This is a genomic window from Amycolatopsis sp. NPDC051716, from assembly GCF_040681595.1.
Lineage (GTDB): Bacteria > Actinomycetota > Actinomycetes > Mycobacteriales > Pseudonocardiaceae > Amycolatopsis.
In genome coordinates, this window is sequence record NZ_JBFAZA010000004.1 from 77,180 (window position 1) to 102,766 (window position 25,587).

General features: G+C 71.5%; 22 protein-coding genes. 11 read left to right on the plus strand and 11 right to left on the minus strand.

Annotated elements, in window-relative coordinates; translation table 11 throughout:
- Positions 1 to 41: 41 nt before the first annotated feature.
- Together AB0M30_RS06460 and hisN are read right to left on the minus strand one after the other, a co-directional pair.
- The gene (locus tag AB0M30_RS06460; RefSeq protein ID WP_364580695.1) at positions 42 to 3,302 is read right to left on the minus strand and encodes a GH92 family glycosyl hydrolase; all 3,261 of its coding nucleotides are present in this window, start codon (positions 3,300 to 3,302) and stop codon (positions 42 to 44) included.
- A gap of 128 nt (positions 3,303 to 3,430) precedes the next feature.
- Positions 3,431 to 4,216, minus strand: a complete 786-nt coding sequence (hisN, locus tag AB0M30_RS06465; RefSeq protein ID WP_103341061.1) for a histidinol-phosphatase — start codon at positions 4,214 to 4,216, stop codon at positions 3,431 to 3,433.
- 42 nt (positions 4,217 to 4,258) lie between these two features.
- On the opposite strand from hisN, the gene AB0M30_RS06470 reads away from it, so the two are divergent.
- Together AB0M30_RS06470 and AB0M30_RS06475 are read left to right on the plus strand one after the other, a co-directional pair.
- Positions 4,259 to 4,954 carry a response regulator transcription factor gene (locus AB0M30_RS06470; RefSeq protein ID WP_103341097.1) on the plus strand — a complete coding sequence of 232 codons (696 nt, stop codon included), beginning with the start codon at positions 4,259 to 4,261 and terminating at the stop codon, positions 4,952 to 4,954.
- A 4-nt stretch (positions 4,955 to 4,958) separates the two neighbouring features.
- Positions 4,959 to 6,242, plus strand: coding sequence for an ATP-binding protein (locus tag AB0M30_RS06475; protein ID WP_364580698.1), 1,284 nt, complete (start codon positions 4,959 to 4,961; stop codon positions 6,240 to 6,242).
- A 226-nt stretch (positions 6,243 to 6,468) separates the two neighbouring features.
- On the opposite strand, the gene AB0M30_RS06480 is transcribed toward AB0M30_RS06475, so the two are convergent.
- The 7 genes from AB0M30_RS06480 to AB0M30_RS06510 all read right to left on the minus strand — a co-directional run bounded on the left by AB0M30_RS06480 (position 6,469) and on the right by AB0M30_RS06510 (position 13,575).
- A complete protein-coding gene (locus AB0M30_RS06480; RefSeq protein ID WP_364580700.1) occupies positions 6,469 to 7,092 on the minus strand; it encodes a response regulator transcription factor in 624 nt (207 codons plus the stop codon).
- A gap of 95 nt (positions 7,093 to 7,187) precedes the next feature.
- Positions 7,188 to 7,832: a response regulator transcription factor gene (locus AB0M30_RS06485; protein WP_364580703.1), complete on the minus strand. Its 645-nt coding sequence runs from the start codon at positions 7,830 to 7,832 to the stop codon at positions 7,188 to 7,190.
- Positions 7,833 to 7,851: 19 nt separating this feature from the next.
- Positions 7,852 to 8,700 (minus strand): NAD(P)H-binding protein, encoded by an 849-nt coding sequence (locus AB0M30_RS06490; protein ID WP_364580706.1) that lies wholly within the window; start codon positions 8,698 to 8,700, stop codon positions 7,852 to 7,854.
- Positions 8,701 to 8,710: 10 nt separating this feature from the next.
- Positions 8,711 to 10,000 (minus strand): MFS transporter, encoded by a 1,290-nt coding sequence (locus AB0M30_RS06495; protein WP_364580708.1) that lies wholly within the window; start codon positions 9,998 to 10,000, stop codon positions 8,711 to 8,713.
- 245 nt (positions 10,001 to 10,245) lie between these two features.
- Positions 10,246 to 10,773 (minus strand): GtrA family protein, encoded by a 528-nt coding sequence (locus AB0M30_RS06500; protein WP_364580711.1) that lies wholly within the window; start codon positions 10,771 to 10,773, stop codon positions 10,246 to 10,248.
- A 38-nt stretch (positions 10,774 to 10,811) separates the two neighbouring features.
- Complete coding sequence (locus AB0M30_RS06505; RefSeq protein WP_364580714.1) at positions 10,812 to 11,321, minus strand: GtrA family protein; 510 nt, start codon at positions 11,319 to 11,321, stop codon at positions 10,812 to 10,814.
- 10 nt (positions 11,322 to 11,331) lie between these two features.
- The gene (locus AB0M30_RS06510; RefSeq protein WP_364580716.1) at positions 11,332 to 13,575 is read right to left on the minus strand and encodes a sigma-70 family RNA polymerase sigma factor; all 2,244 of its coding nucleotides are present in this window, start codon (positions 13,573 to 13,575) and stop codon (positions 11,332 to 11,334) included.
- A 270-nt stretch (positions 13,576 to 13,845) separates the two neighbouring features.
- Between AB0M30_RS06510 and AB0M30_RS06515 the strand changes: the two genes are divergently transcribed.
- From AB0M30_RS06515 to AB0M30_RS06550, 8 genes are all read left to right on the plus strand, one after another.
- Positions 13,846 to 14,691 (plus strand): GGDEF domain-containing protein, encoded by an 846-nt coding sequence (locus AB0M30_RS06515; protein ID WP_364580719.1) that lies wholly within the window; start codon positions 13,846 to 13,848, stop codon positions 14,689 to 14,691.
- 71 nt (positions 14,692 to 14,762) lie between these two features.
- Entirely contained in the window at positions 14,763 to 16,112 is a 1,350-nt protein-coding gene (locus tag AB0M30_RS06520; RefSeq protein ID WP_364580722.1) for a glycosyltransferase 87 family protein, read from the plus strand.
- Positions 16,087 to 17,295, plus strand: a complete 1,209-nt coding sequence (locus AB0M30_RS06525) for a glycosyltransferase 87 family protein (protein WP_364580725.1) — start codon at positions 16,087 to 16,089, stop codon at positions 17,293 to 17,295. The genes AB0M30_RS06520 and AB0M30_RS06525 overlap by 26 nt, the downstream gene beginning before the upstream one ends.
- Positions 17,296 to 17,308: 13 nt before the next feature.
- Complete coding sequence (locus AB0M30_RS06530) at positions 17,309 to 18,493, plus strand: 5-(carboxyamino)imidazole ribonucleotide synthase (RefSeq protein WP_364580728.1); 1,185 nt, start codon at positions 17,309 to 17,311, stop codon at positions 18,491 to 18,493.
- Between the two features lie 10 nt (positions 18,494 to 18,503).
- Positions 18,504 to 19,001, plus strand: coding sequence for a 5-(carboxyamino)imidazole ribonucleotide mutase (purE, locus tag AB0M30_RS06535; RefSeq protein ID WP_364580731.1), 498 nt, complete (start codon positions 18,504 to 18,506; stop codon positions 18,999 to 19,001).
- Positions 19,002 to 19,108: 107 nt separating this feature from the next.
- The gene (locus tag AB0M30_RS06540) at positions 19,109 to 19,843 is read left to right on the plus strand and encodes a hypothetical protein (protein WP_364580734.1); all 735 of its coding nucleotides are present in this window, start codon (positions 19,109 to 19,111) and stop codon (positions 19,841 to 19,843) included.
- A gap of 48 nt (positions 19,844 to 19,891) precedes the next feature.
- Positions 19,892 to 20,680 (plus strand): hypothetical protein, encoded by a 789-nt coding sequence (locus AB0M30_RS06545; protein ID WP_364580737.1) that lies wholly within the window; start codon positions 19,892 to 19,894, stop codon positions 20,678 to 20,680.
- A 170-nt stretch (positions 20,681 to 20,850) separates the two neighbouring features.
- Positions 20,851 to 21,528 carry a hypothetical protein gene (locus AB0M30_RS06550; RefSeq protein WP_364580739.1) on the plus strand — a complete coding sequence of 226 codons (678 nt, stop codon included), beginning with the start codon at positions 20,851 to 20,853 and terminating at the stop codon, positions 21,526 to 21,528.
- Here AB0M30_RS06550 and AB0M30_RS06555 read toward each other — a convergent pair.
- A complete protein-coding gene (locus tag AB0M30_RS06555) occupies positions 21,525 to 23,198 on the minus strand; it encodes an AMP-binding protein (protein ID WP_364580742.1) in 1,674 nt (557 codons plus the stop codon). The two genes, AB0M30_RS06550 and AB0M30_RS06555, sit on opposite strands and share 4 nt — an antisense overlap.
- A gap of 106 nt (positions 23,199 to 23,304) precedes the next feature.
- Here AB0M30_RS06555 and AB0M30_RS06560 point away from each other — a divergent pair, with 106 nt between their 5' ends.
- Positions 23,305 to 24,462, plus strand: a complete 1,158-nt coding sequence (locus AB0M30_RS06560) for an acyl-CoA dehydrogenase family protein (protein ID WP_364580744.1) — start codon at positions 23,305 to 23,307, stop codon at positions 24,460 to 24,462.
- 232 nt (positions 24,463 to 24,694) lie between these two features.
- Here the strand turns inward: AB0M30_RS06560 and AB0M30_RS06565 are convergent, their stop codons facing one another.
- The gene (locus AB0M30_RS06565; RefSeq protein ID WP_364580747.1) at positions 24,695 to 25,573 is read right to left on the minus strand and encodes a helix-turn-helix domain-containing protein; all 879 of its coding nucleotides are present in this window, start codon (positions 25,571 to 25,573) and stop codon (positions 24,695 to 24,697) included.
- Between the last annotated feature and the right edge of the window lie 14 nt (positions 25,574 to 25,587).

Sequence of the window (25,587 nt, forward strand, 5' to 3'; positions counted from 1 at the left end):
TGGTAAGGCGGGCTAGAACCCGCCTTACCACTCACGACAACTCAGCTCACCGCGTAGGTGAAGACGTGCGCCTGCCCGGCGCCGGTCGAGGTGGGCAGGGTGATGCTGCGGACCTGCTTCGCCGGGTCGAGGGCGATCGGGGCCGTCGCGAACAGGTACGACGTGTACGGCCGCTGAAGCCGGAACATGTACCGCGGGAACGCCGAGTTCACGTACGGAACCTTCGCGACGACCGTGTTCCCGAACTGCGGCGTCTCCTCACCGCCCTTCAACAGCCACTCCGACAACCCGAGTTGTGCCTGCTGGGCCGAGCCGTCGGTGTAGGTGACGGTCACCGTGCCCTGGGCGTCCGCGCCGGTCGCCGCGCCGAGGAACGACAGCTTCGACGCGCCCGCCGGAGCGTCCACCGCAAGCGTTTGCCCCGCCGCGATCACGTTGTCTGGTGACCCGGCCGGGCTCGACGGCCAGCGGAACTGCTGCCCGTTCGCGGTCACCGTCGCGCCCGGCGTGATGCCGTTCGCGGCGAAGCCCTGCGCCGAGTAGGAGAACGCGAACCCGCCCGGGTAGAGGTCGGTCTCGCCGAAGTCGCCGTACTGGACGAACTTGTCGTCGGTGACGCCGACGTTCGTGCTCGCCGCGGGCAGCGTCCCCGGCGTTCCGACGGTCACCGGCAGGACCGCGGGGACCGGTTGCCCGGCGAAGGTCACCGGCACGCTCGTGTACGCGTCCGGAGTCCCGGCCGCCGCGGTGACCCGCACCTGCTGCGAGGCGGTACCGTGCGGGCCCACGGTGAGCGTCCCGCTCGACGGCGTCACGGTGATCCCCGCCGGCGGCTTCGCCTGCCAGGACACCGTGCCCGCCCCGGTGATGCCTTCGGCGAGCACCGTGGCGCCGGTGGCTCCGCCGGGCGCGACCGCGACCCGGCCCGGGCCGACCCGGCCGCGCACCGGAACTTCACCGTCGCGGAAGGACGGCGGGACGTCGGAAGCGCCCGACCCCCACGACGTCGGCGACGCGCCGAGCGTGAAGTCCAGCCGCCCGCCGTTCACCGCGAACGACTCCGGCAGCCACGGTTTGGAGCTGGGTTGGCCGTTCACCTTCAGGTTCTTCACGTACTTCACCGAACTGGACGCGCCGGGCGCGGTGATCGTGATCCGCTGCCCGGTCGCCCGGGTCAGCGTGATCTTCGGGAACATCGGGCTGGCCAGCACCATTTCCGCGCGGCCGGGTGCCTCCGGGTACATCCCGAGGGCGGCGAAGACGTACCACGCCGACGTCGCACCGAGGTCGTCGTTGCCCGGCAGGCCGTCTTCGCCCGGCTTGAACAGCAGCTCCGCCGAGCGGCGTACGATGTCCTGCGTCTTCGACGGCGCGCCCGCGTAGGCGTACTCCCACGGCACCTCGAACGACGGTTCGTTCGACATGAACGCGTACGGCGAACTGGCGTCGCTGTTCAGCTTCGTGAAGAAGAAGTCGAGACGCTTCTTCACGGCGTCGTCGCCGCCCATCGCGTCGAAGAGGCCGCGGACGTTGTAGGGCACCATCCACGTGTACTGCGCCGCGTTCCCTTCCTGGTAGCGCATTTCCTGGTACTGCGCGGGGTCGAACGGCGAGAGGAACTGGCCGTCGCGCATCCGGGTCTGCAGGTAGCCCGTGGCCGGGTTGTAGACGTTCTCCCAGTACTGGGCGCGGCTCATGAACCGGTGGTAGGTCCGGGGATCGCCGAGCCGCTGGGCGAGCTGCGCGATGCCGAAGTCCGCCGTCGTCTCCTCGAGCATGTCGGAGACGTTGTTCGGGTGGTAGCCCAGCGTCTGGTAGTCCGACAGGCCGGGGCGTTCGAGGGCCCGTTCGCCGGCCTGCTGGACGCGCGTGGCGCCGTGCACCATCGACTTCAGGGCGCTCCGGGCGTCGAAGTCCGTGGCGCCGAAGGCGTACGTGCTGGCGATGATCGAGTGGTACGGATCGCCGCCCATCACGCCCATGAAGTCGTTGTTCTGCGACCAGCGGTCCCAGATCCCGCCCGCCTGGTCGGCCTGGTTGAGCATCGACTGCGCCATGTCGGCGGCCTCGTGCGGGGCGAGCAGCGACAGCAGCTGGACCTCGTCGCGGTAGGTGTCCCAGCCGGAGAAGTTCGCGTACTGCGCGTGCCCTGGCTTGGCTTGGTGGATCGCCTTGTCGAACCCGGGATAGCGACCGTCCACATCGGAAAAGACGTTCGGCTGCATGAGGGTGTGGTAAAGCGCGGTGTAGAACGTCTTCGTGGCCGCGTCCGTGCCGCCTTCGACGGCGATCTGCCGCAGCCGGTCGTTCCACGCCCGGCGCGCGTTGCCCTTGACGGTGTCGAAGGAGTCCTGACGCTGTTCGAGATCGGCGTTGAGCCGCGCTCCGGCCGCGTCCACATAGGACAGACCGACCCGGACCTGGACCGGTTTCGCCGGGTCGAAGGTCAGGTAGGCGCCGGAACCGCCCTCCGCGGTGACGACCTGCTTGTCCCACGTCGTCTTGCTCAGGTCGCCGCCGCGGGCGCTGGTGCCGCCGGGCGTCACGGTCGCGTCCTGCCAGGTCCCGGACGTGCGGAACGGCTGGTCGAAGGTGGCCCGGAAGTAGACCTTGTAGGTGTTCGGGCCGCGGCAGAAGTGGCCGCTGGAGACCCAGCCTTCGACGGTGCGCCGGGCCGGGTCGACGGTCACGGCGGCGTCGTCGCTGCCCATCGCGGACTGCGCGACGTCGATCAGCAGCGTGGCGGGGGAGTCCTTCGGGAAGGTGAAGCGGCCCAGGCCGGAGCGCTGGGTCGCGGTCAGCTCGGTGGTGACGCCCGAATCGGTGGTCACCTTGTAGTAGCCGGGTGACGCCGATTCGTTCGCGTGGCTGAAGGTGGGGAAGTACTTCGTGGCGTCGACGGCGGGGGACGTCGTCAGGGCGCCGGCGATCGGCAGGAACGGGACGTCGCCCGCCGCGCCGCCGCAGCCGGCGCCGTTGAAGTGGGTGAGGCTGAAGCCGCGGAGCCGGTTCTCTTCCCAGGCGTAGCCGCCGTCGCGGTCCCGGGCGTAGTAGCGGCCCTGGCCGGCGGGCGGCTTGGGCTGCAGGGGCGTGTCGGGGCTCCACTGCACCATGCCGAAGGGGACGTCGGCGCCGGGGAACGTGTCGCCGGCGTAGGTGTTGGTCTCGGGCGTGTCGCCGGCCTTCGCGCCGGTGAACGGGTTGACGTAGGCGGCGAAGTCGCGGTTCAGGGTGTCGGCGGCCGCGGGTGCGACCGCCGTGACGAGGGGGACGATCAAAGCCGCGGTGACGACTCTGCGCATGCTCTTCCTCCCGGGGTGAGCGGATCACCCCGGTTGACAACGTTGTCAGAAGACCGGGTGACCCGGCGAGCACCGTGAGTGAACCACTGCTGGTCCAGACCGGTCAAGAAGTGCTCGCCGGGCCGCCGTCAGCGCTCGAGGATCGCCAGAGCCGCGTCGTGGAGGCGGCCGTTCGTCGAGAGCGCGCTGCCGTTGTCGTAGCGCTCGGCGCCGTCCAGATCACTGAACCGGCCGCCCGCCTCGGTCACGATCACCTGCGCGGCCGCGACGTCCCACGGGTTGACGATGCACTCCGCCGCCACGTCCAGCGCGCCCTCGGCCACCAGCACGTGGTGCCAGAAGTCGCCGAACGCCCGGGTCTCCCAGCACGCGTCCACCAGTTCGAGGTACTTCTCGCGCGAGTGGTACTCGATCCAGGAGTTGAGGTCCGTTGTGGACAGATAAGCGTCCGAAAGGGACGAAACCTTCGAAACCGACAGCCGGCGGGTCCCGGCCGAGTCGCTCGAAAACGCCCCGTCGCCCGAAGCCGCCCACCAGCGGCGGCCCAGCAGGGGCGCGCTGATCAGGCCGACGACCGGGTCGCCGTCCTCCACCAGGGCGATGAGGGTCGCCCAAACGGGTACTCCGCGGAGGAAGTTCTTGGTCCCGTCGATCGGGTCGAGCACCCACGCGCGGCCCGTCGCGGCCGAGCCGCCACGCTCCTCGCCGAGCACCGCGTCGGCCGGGCGCTCGGCCGCCAGCAGCGCGCGGATCGCGTCCTCGACCGCGGTGTCGGCATCGGTCACCGGGGTGCGGTCGGGCTTGCGCTCCACCGCCAGGTCCAGGGCGCGGAACCGCGCCGTCGTGATCGCGTCGGCGGCGTCGGCCAGCCGGGTGGCGAGAGCCAGATCATCTTCGTAGCCAGGCACGGTCACGATGGTTTCACGCCCGTGAGCCGTAGAGTTGGCCAGGTGAGCATGGTCCTACTAGCCGAAGACGATCCGGCCATCGCCGAACCGCTCTCCCGCGCCCTCGAACGTGAGGGATACGAGATCCACGTCGTCACCGACGGCCCTTCGGTGCTCGACGCCACCGCCGCCCAGCGCGTCGACCTGCTCGTGCTCGACCTCGGTCTGCCCGGGATGGACGGTCTGGAGGTCTGCCGCCGCCTGCGCGCCGCCGGCACCGAGCTGCCCGTCCTGATGCTCACCGCCCGCACCGACGAGGTCGACTTCGTCGTCGGCCTGGACGCGGGCGCCGACGACTACGTCGCCAAGCCGTTCCGGCTCGCCGAGCTGCTCGCCCGGATCCGCGCGCTGCTGCGCCGGCGGGTGCCCGACGTCCTGGAGGCCGGCGGGGTGCGGATGGACCTCGGCGCCCGGCTGGTGACGGTGGACAACCACGAAGTCCAGCTGGCCAACAAGGAGTTCGAGCTGCTGCGCGTGCTGATGAGCCGGGCCGGGCAGGTCGTCAGCCGCGACGAGATCCTCGCCGAGGTCTGGAACGACCTCGAGTCGAAGACGTCCAAGACGCTCGACATGCACATGTCGTGGCTGCGCCGGAAGCTCGCCATCGCCGCCGACGAGGCCGCCGGCCGCACCAGCAAGACCCACGACGGCGAGCGGCGGATCGCGACCGTCCGCGGCGTCGGCTTCCGCTTCAACGCCGAATAAGCTCATGCGCCGCCGCATCCTGCTGGCCATCCTGCTGGCCGTCGCCGTCACCGCGGCGGTCCTCGGCATCCCGCTGGGCATCGTGGCGAGCTGGCAGATCGAGTCGAGCTACCGCGAAACGCTCGCCGAGAACGCCCGTGCGGCGGCCGCGATCCTGGACACCGAAATCGCCAACGGCCAGGAGATCGACCTCGACCAGGTGCGCGCGGCGGTCCCGGCGAACGGGCTGCTGACCGTCCGGGCCAGCGGCCAGACCGAGAAGCGCTACGGCAGCAGTCCCGGCCCCGACACCGTCACCGAGACGGCCGACCTGGCCCGTGACGGCAAGGTGGAGATCGCCGTCCCGGCCGGCCCGATGCACGAGCGGCAGACGACGGTGACGCTGGTCGTCGTGCTGCTGGTGCTGCTGTCGGTGGGCACCGGCGCGGTGGTGGCGATCGCGACGGCCCGGCGGCTCGCGAAGCCGCTGCGGCACGTGGCCGAACGCGCGGCCCGGCTGGGCGGCGGCGACTTCCGGCCCGACCCGAGCCGCTACGGCGTCGGCGAACTCGACATGGTCGCCGAAGCGCTGGACGCGTCGGGCACCGCGCTGGCCCAGCTCGTGCAGCGGGAACGCCAGCTCGTCGGGGACGTCTCGCACCAGCTGCGCAGCCGGCTGACGGCGTTGCAGCTGCGGCTGGAACCGCTCACGGTCCACCCGGACGAGGAGGTGGCCGACGAGTCGAAGGCGGCCCAGGAACAGGCGGACCGGCTCGCCGAGGCACTGGACGAGCTGCTGGCGGCGGCCCGCGCGGCGCGCGAGGTCGGTGCGGAACCGGTGGACCTGCCGACGCAGCTGCCGGCGATGGCCCAGGAGTGGCGCGAGCTGCTCCGCTCGGAGGGCCGCAACCTGCGGACGCGCGTCGCCGACGGCTTGATGGCGCGGGCCACCCCGGGACGGCTCCGCGAGGTCATCGGCGTGCTGCTGGACAACGCGCTGCGCCACGGCTCGGGCACGGTGACGCTCATCGCCCGCCGCGGCGACGCCGAGGGCACGGTGGTGATCGAGGTCAGCGACACCGGCCCCGGCGTCCCGGACGAGCTCGCCCCGCACATCTTCGAGCGCGGCTTCTCCGGCGGCGGCTCGACGGGCGTGGGACTGGCCTTGGCCCGGGCACTGGTCGAGGCCGACGGCGGCCGCCTGGAGCTGTCGAACCGCCGCCCGGCGGTGTTCAGCTTGTTCCTCAAGGTGCCGCGGCCGACCGACGTCCCCGAGGTGCGCTGGCCGGCCGAGCGCGTCCCGCGTTAGCCGACAGATCACGGACAATGCGCCCGCTGTGGTGACGCCGCCTTCTGTCCCATCGACTTGATCGGCTTGGCGTGGCCGCTGTCCGTCTCCGTGTCCTCGTCCGTGAACGGGTCAGGCAGCAGATTCAGGCAGTCGAGGAATTGAAGCGGGGGCGCGAGCACTGAATGGTGATCGCGTCTTACGGCTCGCCGGCCGGCCGGGCGTTGGGAAACGCCCGGCCGCCCGCTCAGATCAGCCCCTCCCGCAACGCGTAGGCGACCGCGTGCGACCGGTTCCGCAGCTGGAACCGGTTGGTCACGTCGTGGAGGATGCTCTTCACCGTGCGCTGCGAGTAGCACAGCTCGTCGGCGATCTCCTGCGTCGAATGACCCGCCGCGACGAGCTTGAGGACCTCCGTCTCGCGGTCGCTCATGCCGCCCAGGCGCAGGCCGCGCGGCTGGAGCACCTGGCGCTGCAGGCGTGAAACCCGGTTCAGCAACCGGCCGAGCAGCTCGGGCGGCAACGCGCCTTCCCCGGCCGCGGCGGCCTTGATCAGGCGGACCAGGACGTCGGGCCCCGCGTCGGCGCGGCGGGCGACCGCGCAGACCCCGTGCTCGACCGCGTTCAGGATCTCGTTGTCGTCGACTTCGCCCGCGATCAGCACGATGCGGGTGAAGCCCTGGTGGTGCAGCGCGGCCAGCAGCCGGGTCATCGGCTCGTCGAGCCGGTCGGCGACCAGCAGGGCGACCAGGGCCGTGCCGTCGTCCACCACCCGGACGTCGGCGCGCGACCGCAGCGCCGTGCAGACGCCGTCGTGCAGGATCGGATCGGTGGCGCGGACCACCACCGGGGTCCGCTCGGTTTCGAACATCGTTCCCCATTTCCCCTCGAACGGTGCAGGCTGCCCAGCCTGCCCGCTCGCGTGTCCCGGGCGCATGGGACCGGCGTCCCGATGTTGCCGGGCCTTCAGAGCCGGCCGAGGCCCGCGTCCCTGGCCCGGACGATCGCCTCGGCCCGGTCGGCCACGTGCAGCTTGGCGAAGACGTTCGAGATGTGGTTGCGCACGGTTTTCGGGCTCAGGCACAGCGTGCTCGCGATGAGGCCGTTGCTGTGCCCGGCCGCGATCAGCGCGAGCACCTCGCGTTCGCGCCCGGTCAGTTCCGGGAACACCGGTTCGCTGGCCGGTGGCTGGTTGAAGAAGGCGAGCACGCGGTTCGCGATGTCCGGGCCGAAGATCGCCTCCCGCCGGGCGACCGCCTGGACGGCGCGGATGATCTCGTCCGGCTCGGCGTCCTTGAGCAGGTAGCCCCGGGCACCGGCGCGCATCGCCGCGAAGACCGACTCGCTTTCGTCGGCCATCGTCAGCATCAGCACGCCGGTGCCCGGGTTCGCCGCCACGATGTGCCGGGTCGCCTGGATCCCGGACAGGTCGGGCAGGTGCAGGTCCATCACGACGACGTCCGGCTGTAGAGCGCCGGCGGAGGCGATGGCGTCGGCTCCGCTGGCGGCCTCGCCGACGACCTCGATCCCGGGTTCGGCGGCAAGCAGCGTGCCCACGCCGATCCGGAACAGGGGGTGGTCGTCCACGACGAGGACGCGCAGGGCGCTCATCCGCCTCACCTCCCCCTCGTCACTCCTGGTGATGGTACGCGGACGCGTTCTCCCGTGCCCAGGCCGCGAAGGTCAGCGGCGGCCGGCCGAGCAGCCGCTCGACGGTGTCGAAGACGACGTGTTCGTGCGGAGCCGACTCGCGCTTGAGGGCGAAGAGGCCGTCGACGGCCTTCGCGGGCCAGCCGTACGTCCGGATCAGCCGCTCTTTCGCGGCGCTTTCGGTTTCCACGACGTACTTCAGCGGCCGGCCGATCGCCTCGGCCAGGATGGCGACCTGCCGCTCGGTGGTCAGGGCTTCGCCGCCGGTGAGCTCGTAGGTCGCGCCTTCGTGGCCGGACGTCGTCAGCACGAGGGCCGCGACTTCGGCGATGTCCCGGACGTGGATCAGCGCGGACGGCGGATCGGTGTCGGGCACGTACACGGCGTTCTCCCCGCGGATCGAGCCTGCCCAGGTGAACCGGTTGTCCATGAAGGTGCCGGGCCGCAGGATCGTCCAGGCCGGCCCGGCTTCGCGGACCGCCCGCTCGGCTTCGGCGTGCGCCACGGTGATCGAGTCTTTCTGTCCGAAGTGGACACCCGTGGTGGACAGCTTGACCAGGTGGGTGACGCCGGCCTGGGCGGCGGCTCGGGCGGTGGCCGCTTCCCGGTCGGCGCTGTGGCCCTGGCTCAGCACGAACACGCGGTCCGCGCCGGCCAGCAGGGCGGGCAGGTCCGAGGTGTCGAGGTCGCCGCGGACCACTTCGGCGCGCGGGTCGATCCGGGCCTTCGCCGGGTCGCGGGTCAGCGCGCGGACGGCGGCGCCGGCGTCGAGCAGGGCGGGGACGAGGTGGCGGCCGACCTTGCCGGTGGCGCCGAGGACGAAGATCATCGAGGTTCTCCTATCGGGAAAGCGTGACGTGGGGGAGTGCGAACGCCGTGACGAGGCCGAGCGCGAGCACGGGCAGCAGCGCGAGGAACACGGTGTGGGTGCCGGCGTGGTAGGCGAAGCCGAGCGCGACCGGCCCGAGGGCCGAGCCGAGCGCGCGGGCGAGGTTGAGGCCGGCGGCGACCGCGCCGCGGTCCGCGGCGGGGGCGGTGTTCTGCGTGGCCATGGCGAGCACCTGCAGGTTCAGCCCGGCCGCGAGGCCGAAGACGACCAGGCAGCCGAGCGCGGCCGGCAACCCGTCCAGGGTGAGCAGGCCGAGCACCGCGAGCAGGCCGAGCGCCATGCTCAGCCGCGGCGCCCAGCGGTACGCGCCGGTGCGGGCGATGACCTTGCTCGCGACGACGGAGGAGACCGACACGGCGAGCGTCATCGGCAGCAGCCGCAGGCCGCCTTCCGCCGGACCGGTGTCGGCCTGCAGGAAGACCGCGATGTAGTTGACCGAGCCGAGGAACGCGAACCCGGCGAGCACGCTGAGCAGCACGGACACGGTGAACGTCCGGTCGCGGAACAGCCGCAGGGGCAGCACCGGCGCTTCGGCCCGCCGTTCGACGACCACGAACACCACGGCCGCGGCCGCGCCGAGCGCGACCGACCACGGCGTGAGCAGGGTGAACCCGGTGATCGCCGTGCCGAGCAGGAGCACGCCGGCGAAGTCGAACGGCGCTTCCCGGCGCCGTCTCGACAGCTCCAGCGGCTTGAGGCAGGCCAGGGCGACGAGCCCGAGCGGCAGGTTGACCAGGAAGATCGACCGCCACCCGGCGACCCCGGTGAGCAGGCCGCCGACGACCGGGCCGGCGAGCGAAGCGACGGCGAAGCAGATCGAGAACCAGCCGAAGTACTTCGCGCCTTCGCGAGGCGTGAACATCTCGCCGAGCGAAGCGCCGACGGAGACGAAGAGGCCGCCGGAACCGGCACCCTGGAGCACGCGCCCGGCGATCAGGAACGCGGCCGACGGCGCCAGGCCGCAGGCCAGCGAGCCGAGCAGGAAGAGGGCGAGCGCGCCCAGGAGCACGCGTTTGCGGCCGAAGACGTCACCGAGCTTGCCGTACAGGGGCGCGGTGGCGCTCCCGGCGAGCAGGTAGGCGGTGGTGACCCAGGCGTAGGCGCCGGTCCCGCCGAACTCGGCGGCGATCCGGGGAAGTGCGGTGGCGACGACCTGGGCGTCGAGCATCGCGAGGAAAACGGACAGGAACAGGCCCGTGAGGGCAGGTTTCAGGGCGCGCGGAGGCGCGATCGTGCTCAAGAGGAAGTCCTTGTTTTCGTCAGAAGGAACGAGAGATACCGGCAGCGCGCGAAAACGCGCCGACGTCGAGTCGGGAAAAGGCTTCATCGTCATCCGCGGGCGGATGCGACCTCTTCGCGCTCGGAAACCACCTCGAATCGTCCCGCTCGCCCGGCCGAACCCGGACGGCGTCCTTACGAAGGAACACTGACGAGGATGACAGTAGACAACTACATGTCAAAAGACAAGTACTTTTGCGGCCTGGGTCAGGGCAGCGGGGTGATCTGGTCGTTGTCCCGCCGTCGCTCGCCCAGTTCGTCCGGGAACACCCACTTCTTGAAGCCCCAGAAGCGGAAGAACATGGCCAGCAGCATGCCGATGATCGAGCCGCTCGCGAAGTCCGCGATTTCCTGGACCAGGAACGTCACGTGCGGGACTTCGAGGTCGAGCACGTACCGCGAGACGATCAGGGGGATCAGGTTGACGCCCACCGCGACGCCGCTGATGACGAAGAACAGCGCCGCTTCGTGGTGCCGCTCGCGCCCGCCGCGGGTCCGGAAGGACCACTCGCGGTTGAGGATGTAGGACACGATGGTCGCGACGATGATCGCGATTGCCTTCGCCGTCGTCGGTTTCGGCTCCAGCACCGTCAGCTTGAGCGTGTACCAGACGCCGTTGTCGACCAGGAACGTCGTGCCGCCCACGATCGCGAACTTCAGCAGCTCCCGGTGCTTGATCAGCACCGAACGCAGTGGCTCCGGCGTGCGCTTGAGCACGGTTTCCACAACGGTCACACCACGCAGTCTAGGAGCACACCGCGTTGACCTGTGGTTCAGGCGGCCCTGCTGTCGCTAATGTCCGGATCTTCGGCGCTTTCGGCGGGCACCGCGCGCGGCCGGCCGGCGGCGTCGGGGAAGACCCACTTCTTGAAGGCCCACCAGCGGAACAGCGTGCCCAGCAGCGTGCCGATGACGATGCCGCTGACGAAGTCGGCCACCTCGACGCCGAACGGGGACAGCCGCGGCACCTGCAGGTCCAGCACGTACCGCGAGACCCACTGCGGCAGCGCGTTCAGGCCCAGTGCGACGCCGCTGAGCAGGAAGAACAGCGCGGCCTCGTGGGCCCGCTCCCGGCCGCCGCGGGTGCGGAACGACCACTCGCGGTTGGCGACGTAGGAGAAAATCGTCGCGACGAGGACGCCGACGATCAGCGCCGTCACCGGGTGGGTCCGCAGCACGGTGAACTTCAAGCCGTAGTCGATGGACATCGTGATCACGAAGCTGATCCCGCCGACGACGGCGAAGCGGAGGAGCTCGCGATGCTTCTTCAGCAGCTCGCGCACCGCGCGGACGCTACCCCGTCAGCCAGCCGAAAACCTTCGCGGGGCTGACTGTCGGCGGCTTGGCCCCCGGTTTCCCGCCGGACCGCGGTGGTGCGCTCGTCGTGGTCGAGGACACCGGCGGCTCGCTCGCCGGCTCGTCGGTGTCCGTCGTCTTCACCGGGGGCTTCGACGGCGATTTCGACGGCGATTTCGTCGGCGTCGGCTTGGACGGGGTCGGCGTGGGGACCGACGGGGTCGTCGGCGTGGGCAGCGGCAGCGGGTCCTTGCCGCACCAGTGGCGCCAGCAGCCGAAGTCCACGATCACCGGCGGTGCCGCCGCCCGGCCGAGCTGCGCGGTGATCGTCACCCGGCCCTCGTCGGGACGGTCCAGCAGCCGCACCCACAGGTTGACGTGCTGGCCCGGCGCCACCGCGCTCTTCGTCGTGCAGCTCGCGCCTTCGTTCGTCGGCGTGCAGGGGAAGCCGCGCAGGCTCCACCACTGCTTGAGCGGGTGGTCGAAGGTGACCGTGACCGGCTTGGTCGTCTCGCCGGTGTTGCGGACCCGCACGTAGACCAGCGGGTGGTGGTTCCAGGGGAAGGCCGACAGCCCGTCGCCCAGTGCTTCGAGGGCCACGGCGTCCGGCGGGAGCTTCACGGTGACCTTGACGCTCACGTCGACGGAGATCTGCACGCCGGCCGTGACCGACGCCTTCACCGTGCCGCCCTCGGCGTCTTCGTCCGCCTGCAAGCGGAAGTTGAGCGTCGCGCTCTGGCCGGGCTGCAGGCCGGCGCCGGTCTTGCAGACGACCGTGCCCTCGCCGCCGGGGCAGCTCACCGAGATCGGGGCGGGGTCCTCGGCGCGGGCCATCGGTGCGCCGCCACCGCCGGTGTCGACCGCGCGCACCCCGCGCGGCAGCTGCATCGCGACGGCCACCGGCTCGGACACGCTGCCGCCGTCGTTGCGCACGGTGATCGGCAGGTTCTTCGCGGCGCCCGGGCTGAGCTCGAGGCCGTCCGGCGGGGTCGTCGCGGACATCGACGGGGGTGCCGGCGCGGGCGGGGCCGGTGCGGGCGGCGGTGCCGGGGCCGGTGGCGCGACCGGTGGCGGGGCGGGCGCGACCGACGGTGGTGCGGGCGGAGCCGGTGGCTGCGGAGCCGGTGGCTGCGGCGCCGGAGGTTCCGGTGGCACGGGCTGCGGAGCGGGCGGCTGCGGCTTCGGGGCCGGCGGTTCGACCTGCTGGGTCGGCGGCACCTGGGCGGCGACCGGGATCTCCTGCGTCCCGCCGCCCGCGGTCAGCGCGATGACGATGGCCGCGACGATCGCCGTGCCCGACGCGGCGACGCCGGCGAACTGGCGGGGCCCTGAGGCGGCGGCCCCCGCACCCGCGCCGGCCTTGCCGCCGGCCGCCGCGGCACCGGCGGCGGCCGCCCCCGCGGTGGCCGCGGTGGCCGCGCTCGCCTTCGCGGCGCCGATGGTGGCGAGGTAGCCCAGCGCGGCGCCACCGAGGACGATCGGGGCGATGATCGCGCGCAGCCCGCCGTTGACGTCGGCCAGCTCCGCGGCCAGCGCCCGGCACCGGTCGCACTCGTCGAGGTGGCTCTCGACCTGGGCGCGTTCGCGCTTGGACAGCCCGTCGCGGGTCCACGCGCCGAGCCGCTCGGCGCAGGCGCGGCAGCGTTCCTCGGCGTTCTCCTGCAGGTGGACCTGCAGGTACGCCTGGCGGAGTCCCTCGCGGGCGCGGTAGGCGAGCGCGGAGACGCCGTTCGCGGTCAGGCCGAGCAGCGGCGCGACCTCGGCGGGGCTCTGCTGCTCGATCTCGGTGTGCCAGAGCACCGCCTGCCAGCGTTCCGGCAGCCGCGCGAACGCCTTGGCGGCCATCGTCCGCTCGAGCCCGGCGACCGCGGTGTCGGAGAACGGCACGGTCAGCGCCTCGGCCGCGGCGCCGCCGACCTCGGTCATGTCCTCGTTGAGGTCGACCCGGCGCTCCTTGCGGGTGCGGTCGTACGCGGTGTGACGGAGCGCGGTCAGCAAGTACGCCCGGAAGGCTGTATCCGGGCCCTTGCCGCCACGGAGCGTGTCGAGGACCTTGGCGAACGCCTCGGACACGAGATCGTCGGCTTCGGAGCTCGAGCGGGCCAGCTGACGGGCCAGATTGCGGGCCGCACCGGTGTGCCGTTCGTAGAGGGTCCCGTACGACGCGATCTTCCCGGAGCGGACTTCCGCAATCAGCTCGGAGTCACTCTTTCCGCTGAGATCGGCGGGAACGGTGGACACGGCACTCCTCGGTCGGCTAGGGCCAGGACCTGCCATTACAGGCCGATCCGGGACGCGAGACCAGTGTGACTGACCCACCCCCGGCGGTCACGTCGTGGTCGGCGTGATGACTCCGACGGCGGAGCAAAATCACCCACCCCCGGCCCGGGCCGGGGAAAAGCTTCACGACAAAAACCGCTGAGTACGCGTCACGGTGCCCTCCGGGGTACGTCCTCATCGTGAAGCAAAAGACAAGATCGTTGCGAACCGGACGAAAGGGGCGGGTGGCGAGTGGATGTTCCGGCTGCGCGACCCGGCTCCGATGACACCCCGCCGACGCAGGCCGAGCGGGACGCCTCCCTGCGCGCGCTGCGGGCCCGCTGGCGTACGGCCAGCCTCGCCGCGGGCTGGCGGTTTCCCAGCGACTGGGCCCTGCCCGAGGTCGACGCCGTCTGCGCGGCGGTGATGGCGAAGGGCCGCGTCGACGCCGCCGAAACCGCGCTGGCCGGGCTGGCCAGGGCCCGGGCGGCGGCCGGTGCGGGGCTCGCGGAGACCCTCGCCGACCTCGCCGCGCTGCACGCCGTGCTCGGCCACGGCGGTGACGGGTTCGTCGCGCCGGACGTCGACGCCACGCCGGCGCGGCTGCTGCGGACCACCGCGCTGGCCTGGGCGGACGTCGCCACCGACCAGCTGGTGCACACCGAGGTCACCGACTCGCTGACCGGCCTGCCCACGGCCGCCTACCTGCGCACCCGGCTCGCGGAGGTCTACCGCGCCGCCGCCGCGCGCGAGCGGCCGGCCGCCGAGGACCACGTGCTGCTCGTCGTCTCGCTCGACCTCACCGCCGTCGCCGGGTTCCCGCGGCTGACCGGGATGATCCTGGTGGCGGACGCACTGCGGACGGTGTTCGACAGCGGGCAGAGCGTCGCTTCGCTGGGGCCGTCCGTCGTCGCGGCCCTGGTCCCGAAAGACGAGCGGGTCGCTTCGCACGGCGTCGCGCTGCGAAGGGCGTTGCACGAGCGGCTGGCGGTCGACACCCAGCTGGCCGACGTGGGCAGACCCCGCGTTTCGGCGGTGCGGCTGCCTGCCACGCACGAGCTGGCCTGCGACCTGCTGGCGCACCTCGCGCGTGCGTAGAACGCCGGAAAAGTCCGGTTTTGCCCGGACCCTTCCGACCGCGACCGGGCCGGTCATGATTTCCTGATGCGGTGACCCGGACCGTATCCACCGACGTCGACGGCGAAATCGCGGGCAGATCCCAGCACCGCCTGGCCCTGCGGAAGTCACTCGCCCGCCTGTCCGTCCGCCCGCGGTCGATCCTGATCCTGTCGGTGATTCCGCTGGTCGCGATCGGGTACGGCATCTGGGGCTGGCAGCACGACTGGGTGCTCGGCGTGGACAGCGCGGTCTACCGGGCGGGCGCGCTGTCGCTGCTGCACGGCGACTCGCTCTACGACGCCAACACCCTGCCCGACGAGCCGTGGTGGGCGCTGCTGCCGTTCACCTACCCACCGACGGCGGCGCTCATCTTCGTCCCGCTCGCCGCCTTCCCGACGCAGATCTCCTGGGGCCTGATCACCGCCGTCTCCCTGGGGGCGATGGCGCTGTCGATCCGGATCGCGATCGGCGCGCTGCCGCGGCCGGCCACCGACGGCCCGCGCTGGTGGGCCTCGCCCGCCCGCTCGACCATCGTGTTCTTCCTGGTCTTCCTCGCCCTCGAGCCGGTGTGGCGGACGATCTTCCTCGGCCAGATCAACCTGATCCTGATGGCCATGATCCTGCTGGACATGCTGGTCATCGGCGCCCGCGGCAGCCGCTGGGGCGGGGTGCTGGTCGGCGTCGCGGCGGCGATCAAGCTGACGCCACTGGTGTTCCTCGGGCACCTGTTCATCACCGGGCGGCGCAAGGACGCGATCCGCGGGTTCGCGACGTTCGTGCTGCTCCAGGGCCTGATGTTCCTGATCAACGCGCACGACGCGGCCAAGTACTGGACCGTCACGCTGCCGGACACCGGCCGGATCGGGCCGGTGCACTGGGCGGGCAACCAGTCGCTGAACGCGCTGATGAACCGGGCCACCGACCTCGCCCCGTGGGCGTCGAAGGCGGCGATGGGCATCGGGTTGCTGCTCGCCATCCCGGCCCTGTGGCTGCTGATGCGCTTCCACCGCAAGGGCCAGACGCTGGCCGCGCTGCTCGTCACCGCGTTCTGGACGCTGCTGATGTCGCCGATCTCGTGGACCCACCACTGGGTGTGGGTGATCCCGCTGATCGTGCTGCTGGTCTCGCGGCTGCCGAAGACCACCCCGAAGACGGCGTGGAAGCGCTGGGTCGGGACCGGGCTGGTGGCGTTCGTGTTCGTCAGCTGCGTGCTGCTGATCCTGCCGAACGGCCGCAACGTCGAGCTGCACTGGAAGGTGTGGCAGAACGTCCTCGGGGACGCCTACATCCTGATGCCGGTCGTCCTGGCCTTCGCGCTCATCCTGCGGTGGGGCCTGTTGCGGCGATCGCGGAAGAAGGCCGCTGCGGACGAGCATGTCGACGTCGAAGCCGGCGTCTGAGGCGCGCACCGGCCGCTACCTCGCCGGGGGTCTCGCACTTCTCGTGCTGGCTCTCGGGGTGGTCGTTTGGCTGGCCGGGTGGCACCTCGGGGCGGACAGCGCCGTGTACCGCGCGGGTGCGATGACGCTGCTGCACGGCGACCCGCTCTACACGCGGGACGTGCTGACCGCGCTGCCGGACTGGGTGCGCCTGCCGTTCACCTACACCCCGGCCGCCGCGCCGCTGTTCCTGCCGCTCGCGCTCGTGCCGTCGGGGCTGGTGTGGGGCGTGATCGCGGTTTTGTCGGTGGTCGGTCTTATGGTCGTCATCACGGTGGTTTCGTCGTCGCCGGGGGGTGCACCGCTTCTGGGAAGAAGCCGGTGGGCGCTGCCGGCGGGAACGGCCATCGCGCTGGCGCTGGAACCGGTGTGGAAGACGCTGTTCCTGGGCCAGATCAACTTGATACTGATGGCGTTCGTGGTGCTGGACGTGCTGGTGCTCTCCCTTCGAGGGGCGCGGTGGGCGGGTGTGCTGATCGGCGTGGCGGCGGCGATCAAGCTGACCCCGCTGATCTTCGTGCCGCACCTGTTCTTCACCGGCCGGTGGAAGGACGGGCTGCGGGCCCTGGGCACGTTCGTGGCGCTCGAAGCGGTGATGTTCGCGGTCATCCCGGTCGACGCGATGCGGTTCTGGCGGGATTCGGCGACCGACCCGACCCGGGTCGGGTCGGTGCACTGGATCTTCAACCAATCGCTCAACGGGCTGGTCAACCGGGCGTCGGCGCTGGCGCCCTGGTCGCTGGCGGTGGCGGTCGGCGTGGCGGCGGTGCTGGCCGTGCCGGCGGTGTGGCTGGTGGTGCGGCTGCACCGGCGTGGCGAGGAGGCGGCCGCGTTGCTGGTCACGGCGTTCTACGGGCTGTTGCTGTCGCCCGTGTCGTGGTCGCACCACTGGGTCTGGTGCGTGCCGTTGCTCACGCTGCTGCTGGTGAAGGCGCGGTGGTGGGCCGCGGCGGCCGTCGCGGTGCTGTTCGTCTCGCAGATCGTGATGCTCGTGCCCAACGGCGGCGACCGGGAGTTCGGCTGGGGCCTGGGCTGGTCGGTCCTGGGGAACGGTTACGTGCTCGCGGCGATCGCGGGGATCCTCGGCCTCGCGGCGCGTGAGCTACGCCTGGTCCGGCGGTCGACCGGCCTGGTGACCGTTTAGGCTGATCGGCGCTATGGACAAACACACCGGTCTGCCCGTCGTGGGCATGGTGGGCGGCGGCCAGCTGGCCCGGATGACCCACCAGGCGGCGATTTCCCTCGGCCAGTCCCTGCGCGTGCTCGCCGCGGGCGAGAACGAAGCCGCGGGGCTCGTCGCCGGCGACGTCACGCTGGGGCACCACACCGACCTCGACGCGCTGCGGAAATTCGCGGCCTCGGTCGACGTGCTCACCTTCGACCACGAGCACGTGCCGGGTGAGCACCTGCTGACGCTGGCGATGGAGGGCTTCGTCATCCGGCCCGCGCCGGCCGCGCTGGGCTTCGCGCAGAACAAGCTCGTGATGCGCGAGATGATGGCGGGCCTCGGCGTGCCGGGCCCGGCGTTCGCCGAGGTGTCCACTGTGGACGACGTGGTGGCGTTCGGCGGCGAGCACGGCTGGCCGGTGGTGCTCAAGGCGTCGACCGGCGGGTACGACGGCCGCGGTGTCTGGATGCTCGACACCGCGCGGCACGCGCGCGAAACCGTGCCGGAGCTGCTGGCCGCGGGCACGGCCCTGCTGGTGGAGGCGAAGGTGGCGATGCGGCGGGAGCTGTCCGCGCTCGTCGCCCGCTCGCCCTTCGGCCAGGGCGCGGCGTACCCGGTGGTCGAGACGGTGCAGACCGGCGGCATCAACACCGAGGTGCTCGCCCCGGCGCCGGGGCTCGACGACTCGCGGGTGCACGAGGCCCAGGACCTGGCGCTGCGGATCGCGGCGACGCTGGACGTCACCGGGCTGCTCGCGGTCGAGCTGTTCGAGACCGACACCGGGCTGCTGGTGAACGAGCTGGCGATGCGCCCGCACAACTCCGGGCACTGGACCATGGACGGCGCGCGCACGTCGCAGTTCGAGCAGCACCTGCGGGCGGTGCTCGACTACCCGCTGGGCCGGACCGACCTGGTCGCGCCCGCGTGCGTGTCGGCGAACGTCCTGGGCGCGCCGGAGCCGCCGGAGATGAGCCCGGACGAGCGGCTGCACCACCTGTTCGCGCGGTACCCGGAAGCCCGGGTGCACCTGTACGGCAAGCAGGAGCGGCCGGGCCGCAAGCTCGGGCACGTCAACTTCACCGGCGAGCGCATGGACGACCTGCGCAACCGCGCGCTGCTGTCGGCGCACTGGCTGTCCCACGCCGTCTGGCTCGACGGCTACGAAATCCACTAGGAGATCAGGTATGGCGCCGCAGGTGGGCGTGATCATGGGCAGCGACTCGGACTGGCCGACGCTGGAGGCGGCGGGCGCGGCCCTGGACGAGTTCGGCGTCGAGTACGAGGTCGGCGTCTACTCGGCGCACCGCACCCCGCAGCGCATGCTGGACTACGCGGCGTCGGCGGCGTCGCGCGGCCTCAGCGTGATCGTCGCGGGGGCGGGCGGCGCGGCCCACCTGCCCGGCATGGTGGCGTCGGCGACGGTGCTGCCGGTGATCGGCGTCCCGGTGCCGCTGAAGTACCTGGACGGCCTGGATTCCCTGCTGTCGATCGTCCAGATGCCGGCGGGTGTCCCGGTGGCCACGGTCTCGGTGGGCGGCGCGCGCAACGCGGGTCTCCTGGCGGTCCGCATCCTGGCGGCGTCCGACGAGGGCCTGCGCGCGAAGATGGCGACGTTCCAGGCGGACCTGGAGAAGCTGGTCCTGGACAAAGACGCGGCCCTGCGCGAGAAGACGGGCCACTGACCGGTCCGATCGAGACGTCCTGTCCGGATTCGCCTCCGGCGCCCGGGAGAACCCGCTAAGGTCCTGCCTCGGTTTCCAGAGTCTTCGGGTTCTTCGAGGGGCGAGAAATGGCGGATTCCCGGCCGGACGACGGCGTCGCGGTGCCTTGGCTCGCCGGGGTGGTCCTGGCGGGCATCGGCGCGGGGCTGGCCGTGGTCGCGCTGACGTTCCCCTGGATTTCGGTCCGGACCGCACCGCGGGCGTCGGCGTTCACGCTGACGGTGACGAGCATCGAGCGGCAGGGCCCGACGTTCGCGGTGCTCCTGGTGCTCGCCGCGGTGGCCGCGGTGGTCGCCTTTGCGGCGGCGCGCAGGCGGGTCGGGATCCGCTGGCTGCTGGTGGTGGTGTGCGCGCCGGTGCCGGCCTTGACGGCGCTGTTCGTCGGATTGCGGGCCAACGCGGCCGACCTGGGCTCAAGGCTGCCGTCCGCGGGGCTGGACCCGGAGCGGGCCCGGCCGGATCTCCTGGTGACCCCGGCCCAGGGCCTGGTTTTCTACACGGCGGGCCTGCTGTTCGTCGGCCTGGGCGTGGCGATCGCGGGCGTCCCGGCGGCCACGCGCATCCCGCTGGCCCCGGCCCCCGGCCCGGCACCGGCACGCCGAACCCCAGCCCTGCGCCTGACGGCGCTGGTCCTCGCGGTCCCGCTCGTGGTGCTGTCCCAGGCATTGCCGTGGTTCGAGATCGACATGACGGAGGGCAACCTCCCGCCGGTCGTCACCGGCTGGCCCGCGATTTATCGAGCGGGGCTGATCGCCACGCTGGTGTTGCTGGTGGCATCAGTCCTGACCACGGGCTGGCGCTGAGCCACGCTGCGCACAACGGCCTTGTACGTGTGCGGCGGCTTGTACGGCGTGCTGTTGATCAACGCATGGTTGCTGTGGGACCCGAGCGGCATCGCGGACCGCATCAGCGCCCAGCGCGACGGGCTGGCGCTGGGCGTGGGCTACTTCGCGGCCCTGGCGGTGGTACCGCTGCTGGCGGTGGTGGTGGGGGCGCGCGTGACGGAGGAACCGGACACCGAGCCGCCGGCCTCGGAGCCTGACGAGGAGCTGGCGGCCGAAGGGCAGGCCGGGCTGGATTCGCGGGCGGAGCGGGAGTCGGAAGCGAAGCCGAAGCCGGCCGTGGAGGCGGCGGCCGAGCCCCAGGCTGGGTCGGTGCCCGGCCTGGAGCCAGCGGCCGAGGCGCAGGCTGGGCCGGAGCCGGGAGCGAAACCGGAAGCGCGGGCCGGGGTGGCGGCATCGCCAGCGCCAGGCGCGAAGCCGGCGGAGCCCAAGCCCGAGCTTGGGCCGGTGCCCGGCGCGGGACCGGCGATCGAGGCGCGGGCACGGCGGGTGCCCGGCGCGGGACCGGCGGCCGAGGGGCAGGTTGGGCTGGATTCGCGGGTGGAGCCGGAAGCGAAGCCGAAGCCGGGCGTGGAGGCGGCGGCCGAGCCCCAGGCTGGGTCGGTGCCTGGCGTGGAGCCAGCGGCCGAGGCGCAGGCTGAGCCGACGCCAGATGCGCGGGCCGGGGTGGAGGCGTCGCCAGTGCCAGGCGCGAAGCCGGCGGAGCCCGAGCCCGATCCCGAGCGCAACCCCGACCCGCAGGCCGATCCCCGAGCCGCGGCCGGCGCACAGCCGACCCAGGAAGGCTCGAAGCCGTGAACCGGAAGCGGAAACCGGTCGTCGCCGGGCGGGCGACCTCGCTTCGGCCCGCTCCGCGGCCCAATCGGGGGCTCGCCTGGTGGCGAGGGCTCGGCCGGGCGCCGAAATGGCTTCTTGCCACCGTTACTCCGCTCGTGCTGGCCGTTGCCGTGCCCGGGGTTGCTCCTCTCGTGGCCGATCGGGCTCGGGATCTCTTCTCCGATGAAGTCCTTTCCGCTCGCGGGGAGAGCTACCCGGAGCTGGTCGCCGGGCAGTACTGGGCCACCGATGCCGTGCTCGGGGAGACCGCGTCGAGCCGGGTTCTCGATGTGGTGCGGCAGCACACCCACGCCCAGCTGGGAACCTCCGGGCAGCAGGTGACCCTGGAAAGCCACCGCGCCGGGCGGATCGACCTCGAGGCCATCACCGCCGTCGTCGAGGAGCGGCGTAAGCCGCTGGGCGGGACGGCCTTCGTCGCCGATCCTCAAGGCAGCGAGGAGACCGCGCTCGTCGAGTTCCGGCTCGATTCCGGAGCCGGCACCGAAATTCCGGCCCTGGTTCCGGGGGACGGCGGCGTTGCGCGGCCCTACCTCTCCGACGGCAAGATCCGGTTCGTCGAACAGGGCAAGCCGGAGCACCTGGTGATCCGCGCGAAGACCGAACGGTGCTTCTGCCTCTGGCGCGTCCGCATCGAGTACTCCTACCGCGGCGGGAAGCACACCCTCGTCGTGCCGCCCGCCGGGCAGCCCGCCTTCACGACCACCGCGTGGGGACCGCACAAGGTCGAGTACAACATGCGCATCGACGACGCTCAGCGGTACGACTGCGTGGCCCAGCCCGAGACCTGCCGGTTCAAGCCCACGTCCTAGCCGAGGTCGCCGATCAGCTGCTGCCGCAGCTCGCGCTTCAGCACCTTCCCCGCCGCGGACACCGGGATCTGCTCGACCACGTGCACCTCCCGCAACCGCTTGTACGGCAGCACCTTCTCGTTGACCGCGGCCATCAGGCCGTCGGCGTCCAGCGACCCACGGGGCACCACGAACGCCACCGGCAGCTCGCCGACCTCGGGATCGGGGCGGCCGACGACCGCGGCCGCCGCGACGCCCGGCATCGTGATGAGCAGCTCCTCGAGCTCGCGCGGGAAGACGTTGTACCCCTTGTACAGCAGCATGTCCTTCTTGCGATCCACAATGGACAGATAGCCGTCCGGGTCGAGGATGCCGATGTCGCCGGTGTGCAGCCAGCCGTCCACCAAGGCCGCCGCCGTCTCCTCGGGGCGGTTGCGGTAGCCGAGCATGATCTGCGGTCCGCGCAGGCAGACCTCGCCCCTCTCATCCGGCGGCAGCGGGTCCTCGCCGCCCTCGGCCGGGACGATCTTGACCTCCGTGTCGAAGATCGGCAGGCCCACCGAGCCGACCTTGCGCGTGCCCGACCGGTACGTCGGCGAGATCACCGCGCCCATCGTCGCCTCGGTGAGGCCGTAACCCTCGGTGACCGCCACGTCGGGGAAGCGTGTGCGCAGCGCGTTGATCATCGTGTGGTTCATCGGCGCCGCACCCGAACCGATCGAGCGGACCGACGACAGGTCGGCGGTGTGGAACGACGGCGTCGCGAGCAGGGCCGCGAACAGTGCCGGGGCGCCGCCGATGGCGGTGATGCGGAGCCGTTCGGCGTCGGCGACGTACGCCGCCGGGTCGAAGCGCGTGTGCAGGACCATCGACGTCCCGGCGAGCACCGCCGCGTTGAGGCCGCCGATGATGCCCATCGCGTGGAACCACGGCGTCAGGTTGATCGCGACGCCGGTGCCCAGCCGTGACGGCCACTCGTCCTCGCTGCCGATCTGGTCGATCGTGACGTCGCCGCGCTCGTCGAGCGCCGGGACCGAGCCGGTGCCCCAGCAGGCGTGCTGCAGCGTGTTGACCACGACGTTGCGGTGCGAGAGCCGCACGCCCTTGGACCGGCCGGTGGTGCCACCCGTGTAGGCGAGGTGGGCGAGGTCCTCGTGGACGTCGAGCTCCACGGACGGGGGAGTCTCCGGCTGCGAAGCGTGGAACGCCTCGAACTCGACGGCGTTCTCCGGCAGGTCGGCGACCGGCTGGACGACGACGGTGAACCGCGCCGGGATCCGGTCGGCGACGCTCGCCAGTGCCCCGGCGACCGGGCCGAACGTCACTACCGCGGCGGCTTCGCAGTCGGTGAGCTGGAAGGCGAGGTCGTCCGGCGGGAGCAGCGGGTTCGCCGGGCTGAAGGTGGCCCCGGCCAGCAGCGTGCCGTAGTAGGCGACCGGGAAGGCCAGGCAGTTCGGCAGGTGCAGGGCCACGACGTCGCCGCGGCCGATGCCGCGTTCGCGCAGGGCGTTGGCGAACCGGCAGGCGGCTCGGTGGGTCTCGGCGAAGGTGATACTGCCGCCGTCGTGGGCGAAGGCGGTCCGGTCGCCCCAGCGCGCGGCACCGGCCGCCAGGATCGATCCGACGGGGACTTCGGGGTAGTCGAGGGTGGCGGGCAGACCGGGCGGCGTCGTGGGCGCGGTGATCGGCATCACCCGACCATACGAATTCTGCGGTCAACGCCACAAGGACGACGCAGGTGAACGAGCGCTAACATCGACGGAACCCCTCCCGACGTTGCAGAGAAGGTGACCGGAAGTGACCGACGGCCTGTACCAGCTTGCCGAGGAGCACGAGGAGCTGCGGGCCGCGGTCCGGGCCCTGGCCGAGAAGGAGATCGCGCCGTACGCGGCGGAGGTCGACGAGAACGAGCGGTACCCGATCGAGGCGTACAACGCGCTGGTCAAGTCGGGGTTCAACGCCGTGCACATCGGTGATGAGTACGACGGCCAGGGTGCCGACGCCGTCGGCGCCTGCATCGTGATCGAAGAGGTGGCGCGGGTCGACGCGTCCGCGTCGCTGATCCCGGCGGTCAACAAGCTGGGGACGCAGCCGATCATCCTGTCGGCTTCGGAGGAACTGAAGAAGCTGGTGCTGCCCTCGATCGCGTCGGGGGAGGCGTCGGCTTCGTACGCGCTCTCGGAGCGCGAGGCCGGGTCGGACACGGCGTCGATGCGGGCGCGGGCCCGGCTCGACGGCGACCACTGGGTGCTGAACGGGACCAAGTGCTGGATCACCAATGCGGGTGAATCGTCCTGGTACACCGTGATGGCTGTCACCGACCCGGATGCCGAAAAGAAGGCCAACGGGATTTCGGCGTTCGTCGTGCACAAGGACGACCCCGGGTTCTCGGTGGGGCCGAAGGAGAAGAAGCTCGGGATCAAGGGGTCGCCCACCCGGGAGATCTACTTCGAGAACTGCACCATTCCGGAGGACCGGATCATCGGTGAGCCCGGGACCGGTCTCAAGACGGCGCTGCGGACGCTTGACCACACCCGGCCCACCATTGGTGCGCAGGCGCTGGGTATTGCTCAGGGGGCGCTCGATGCCGCTGTTGCCTATGTGAAGGACCGCAAGCAGTTCGGCAAGTCGATCGCTGAATTCCAGGGCGTGCAGTTCATGCTGGCCGAAATGGGGGTCAAGATCGAGGCTGCCCGTCACCTGGTCTATGCCTCGGCTGCCGCGTCCGAGCGGGGCGACAAGCGGGCCGGGTTCATGGCTTCCGCTGCGAAGACGTACGCGTCCGATATTGCCATGGAAGTGACCACGGATGCTGTTCAGCTGTTCGGTGGCGCCGGCTACACCCGCGACTTCCCGGTGGAGCGCATGATGCGCGACGCGAAGATCACCCAGATTTACGAAGGCACCAACCAGATTCAGAAGGTCGTCATGGCCCGGGCCCTGCTCAAGGGCTAGATTGATCTTGATCAGGTAACAACCGCTCTGTTGAGGACCAGCAGGCCTGGCGTCATACTGTGGTCAATCCGCCTCAACAGGTGCACGGGGCGCCCGAGGCACAGCCGAACCGGCAGGGTAAGCAGCGACGTGGCGGATGTCGCACGCGTGGTGCGCGATCGGCACCTGCGTATCCCCTGCCGGACCCGCATCGCGGTCATCTACGAGGGGACCAACCAGATTCAGAAGGTGGTCATGGCTCGGGCTTTTGCGTCCCGTTCGTATGGCTGTCTTCCGCTGCCCATGCGGTGAGGATGAGCAGGGCGTCGTGGGATGGGGTGCCCTGCTCTGCGGTCAGGACCATCAGGCGCTGCCCCTCGCCGTCCGGGCTGGCCCAGGTGTCGCAGTCCAAGGTCAGCTTGCCCACCAGGGGGTGGGTGTAGTGCTTGGTTCCGTACGTTGCCGTGTTGACGTGGTGCTCGGCCCACCACCTGCGGAAGTCCGGGTCCTGGACCGATAGGTCGCCGACCAGTCTTGACAGGTCGGGGTCGGCCGCGTCGGGCGCCGCCTCCATGCGGAGGGCCGCTACCGCTTCGCGGGCGTCGTGCTGCCAGTTCTCGTGCAGCTCTCGGACCGCCGGGTTCGTGAACAGCAGGCGCAGGTAGTTGCGCCGGTCCGCGGGGATGTCGCCGAAGTCCGTGAAGAGGGCCGTTGCCGCCGGGTTCCAGGCCAGGATGTCCAGGCGCCTGCCGAGGACCAGCGCCGGGGTGGTGGTGAGCTGGGCGAGCAGCCTGCGCATCGCCGGACGTACGCGCTGCGCGGGACGGCGGCGGCGGGGGAGGGCGTCGGCCCGGCCGGCCAGCTCGTAGAGGTAGCGCTGCTGGTCGTCGTCCAGGCGCAGGGCGCGGGCCAACGTGATCAGCACCGGCGCGGACGCGCGGACGCGGCCCTGCTCCAGGCGGGTGTAGTAGTCCACGCTGATCGCCGCGAGCCGCGCGACCTCTTCACGGCGCAGGCCCGTCACCCTGCGGGCCGTCTCCGGCTCGGGCAAGCCGCAGTCCCGCGGGGTCAGCTGGGACCGGCGGGCCTTGAGGAACGCTCCCAGCGCCCGGGGATCGGAGTCCGGCGTCATGGTCTCCAGTGTCC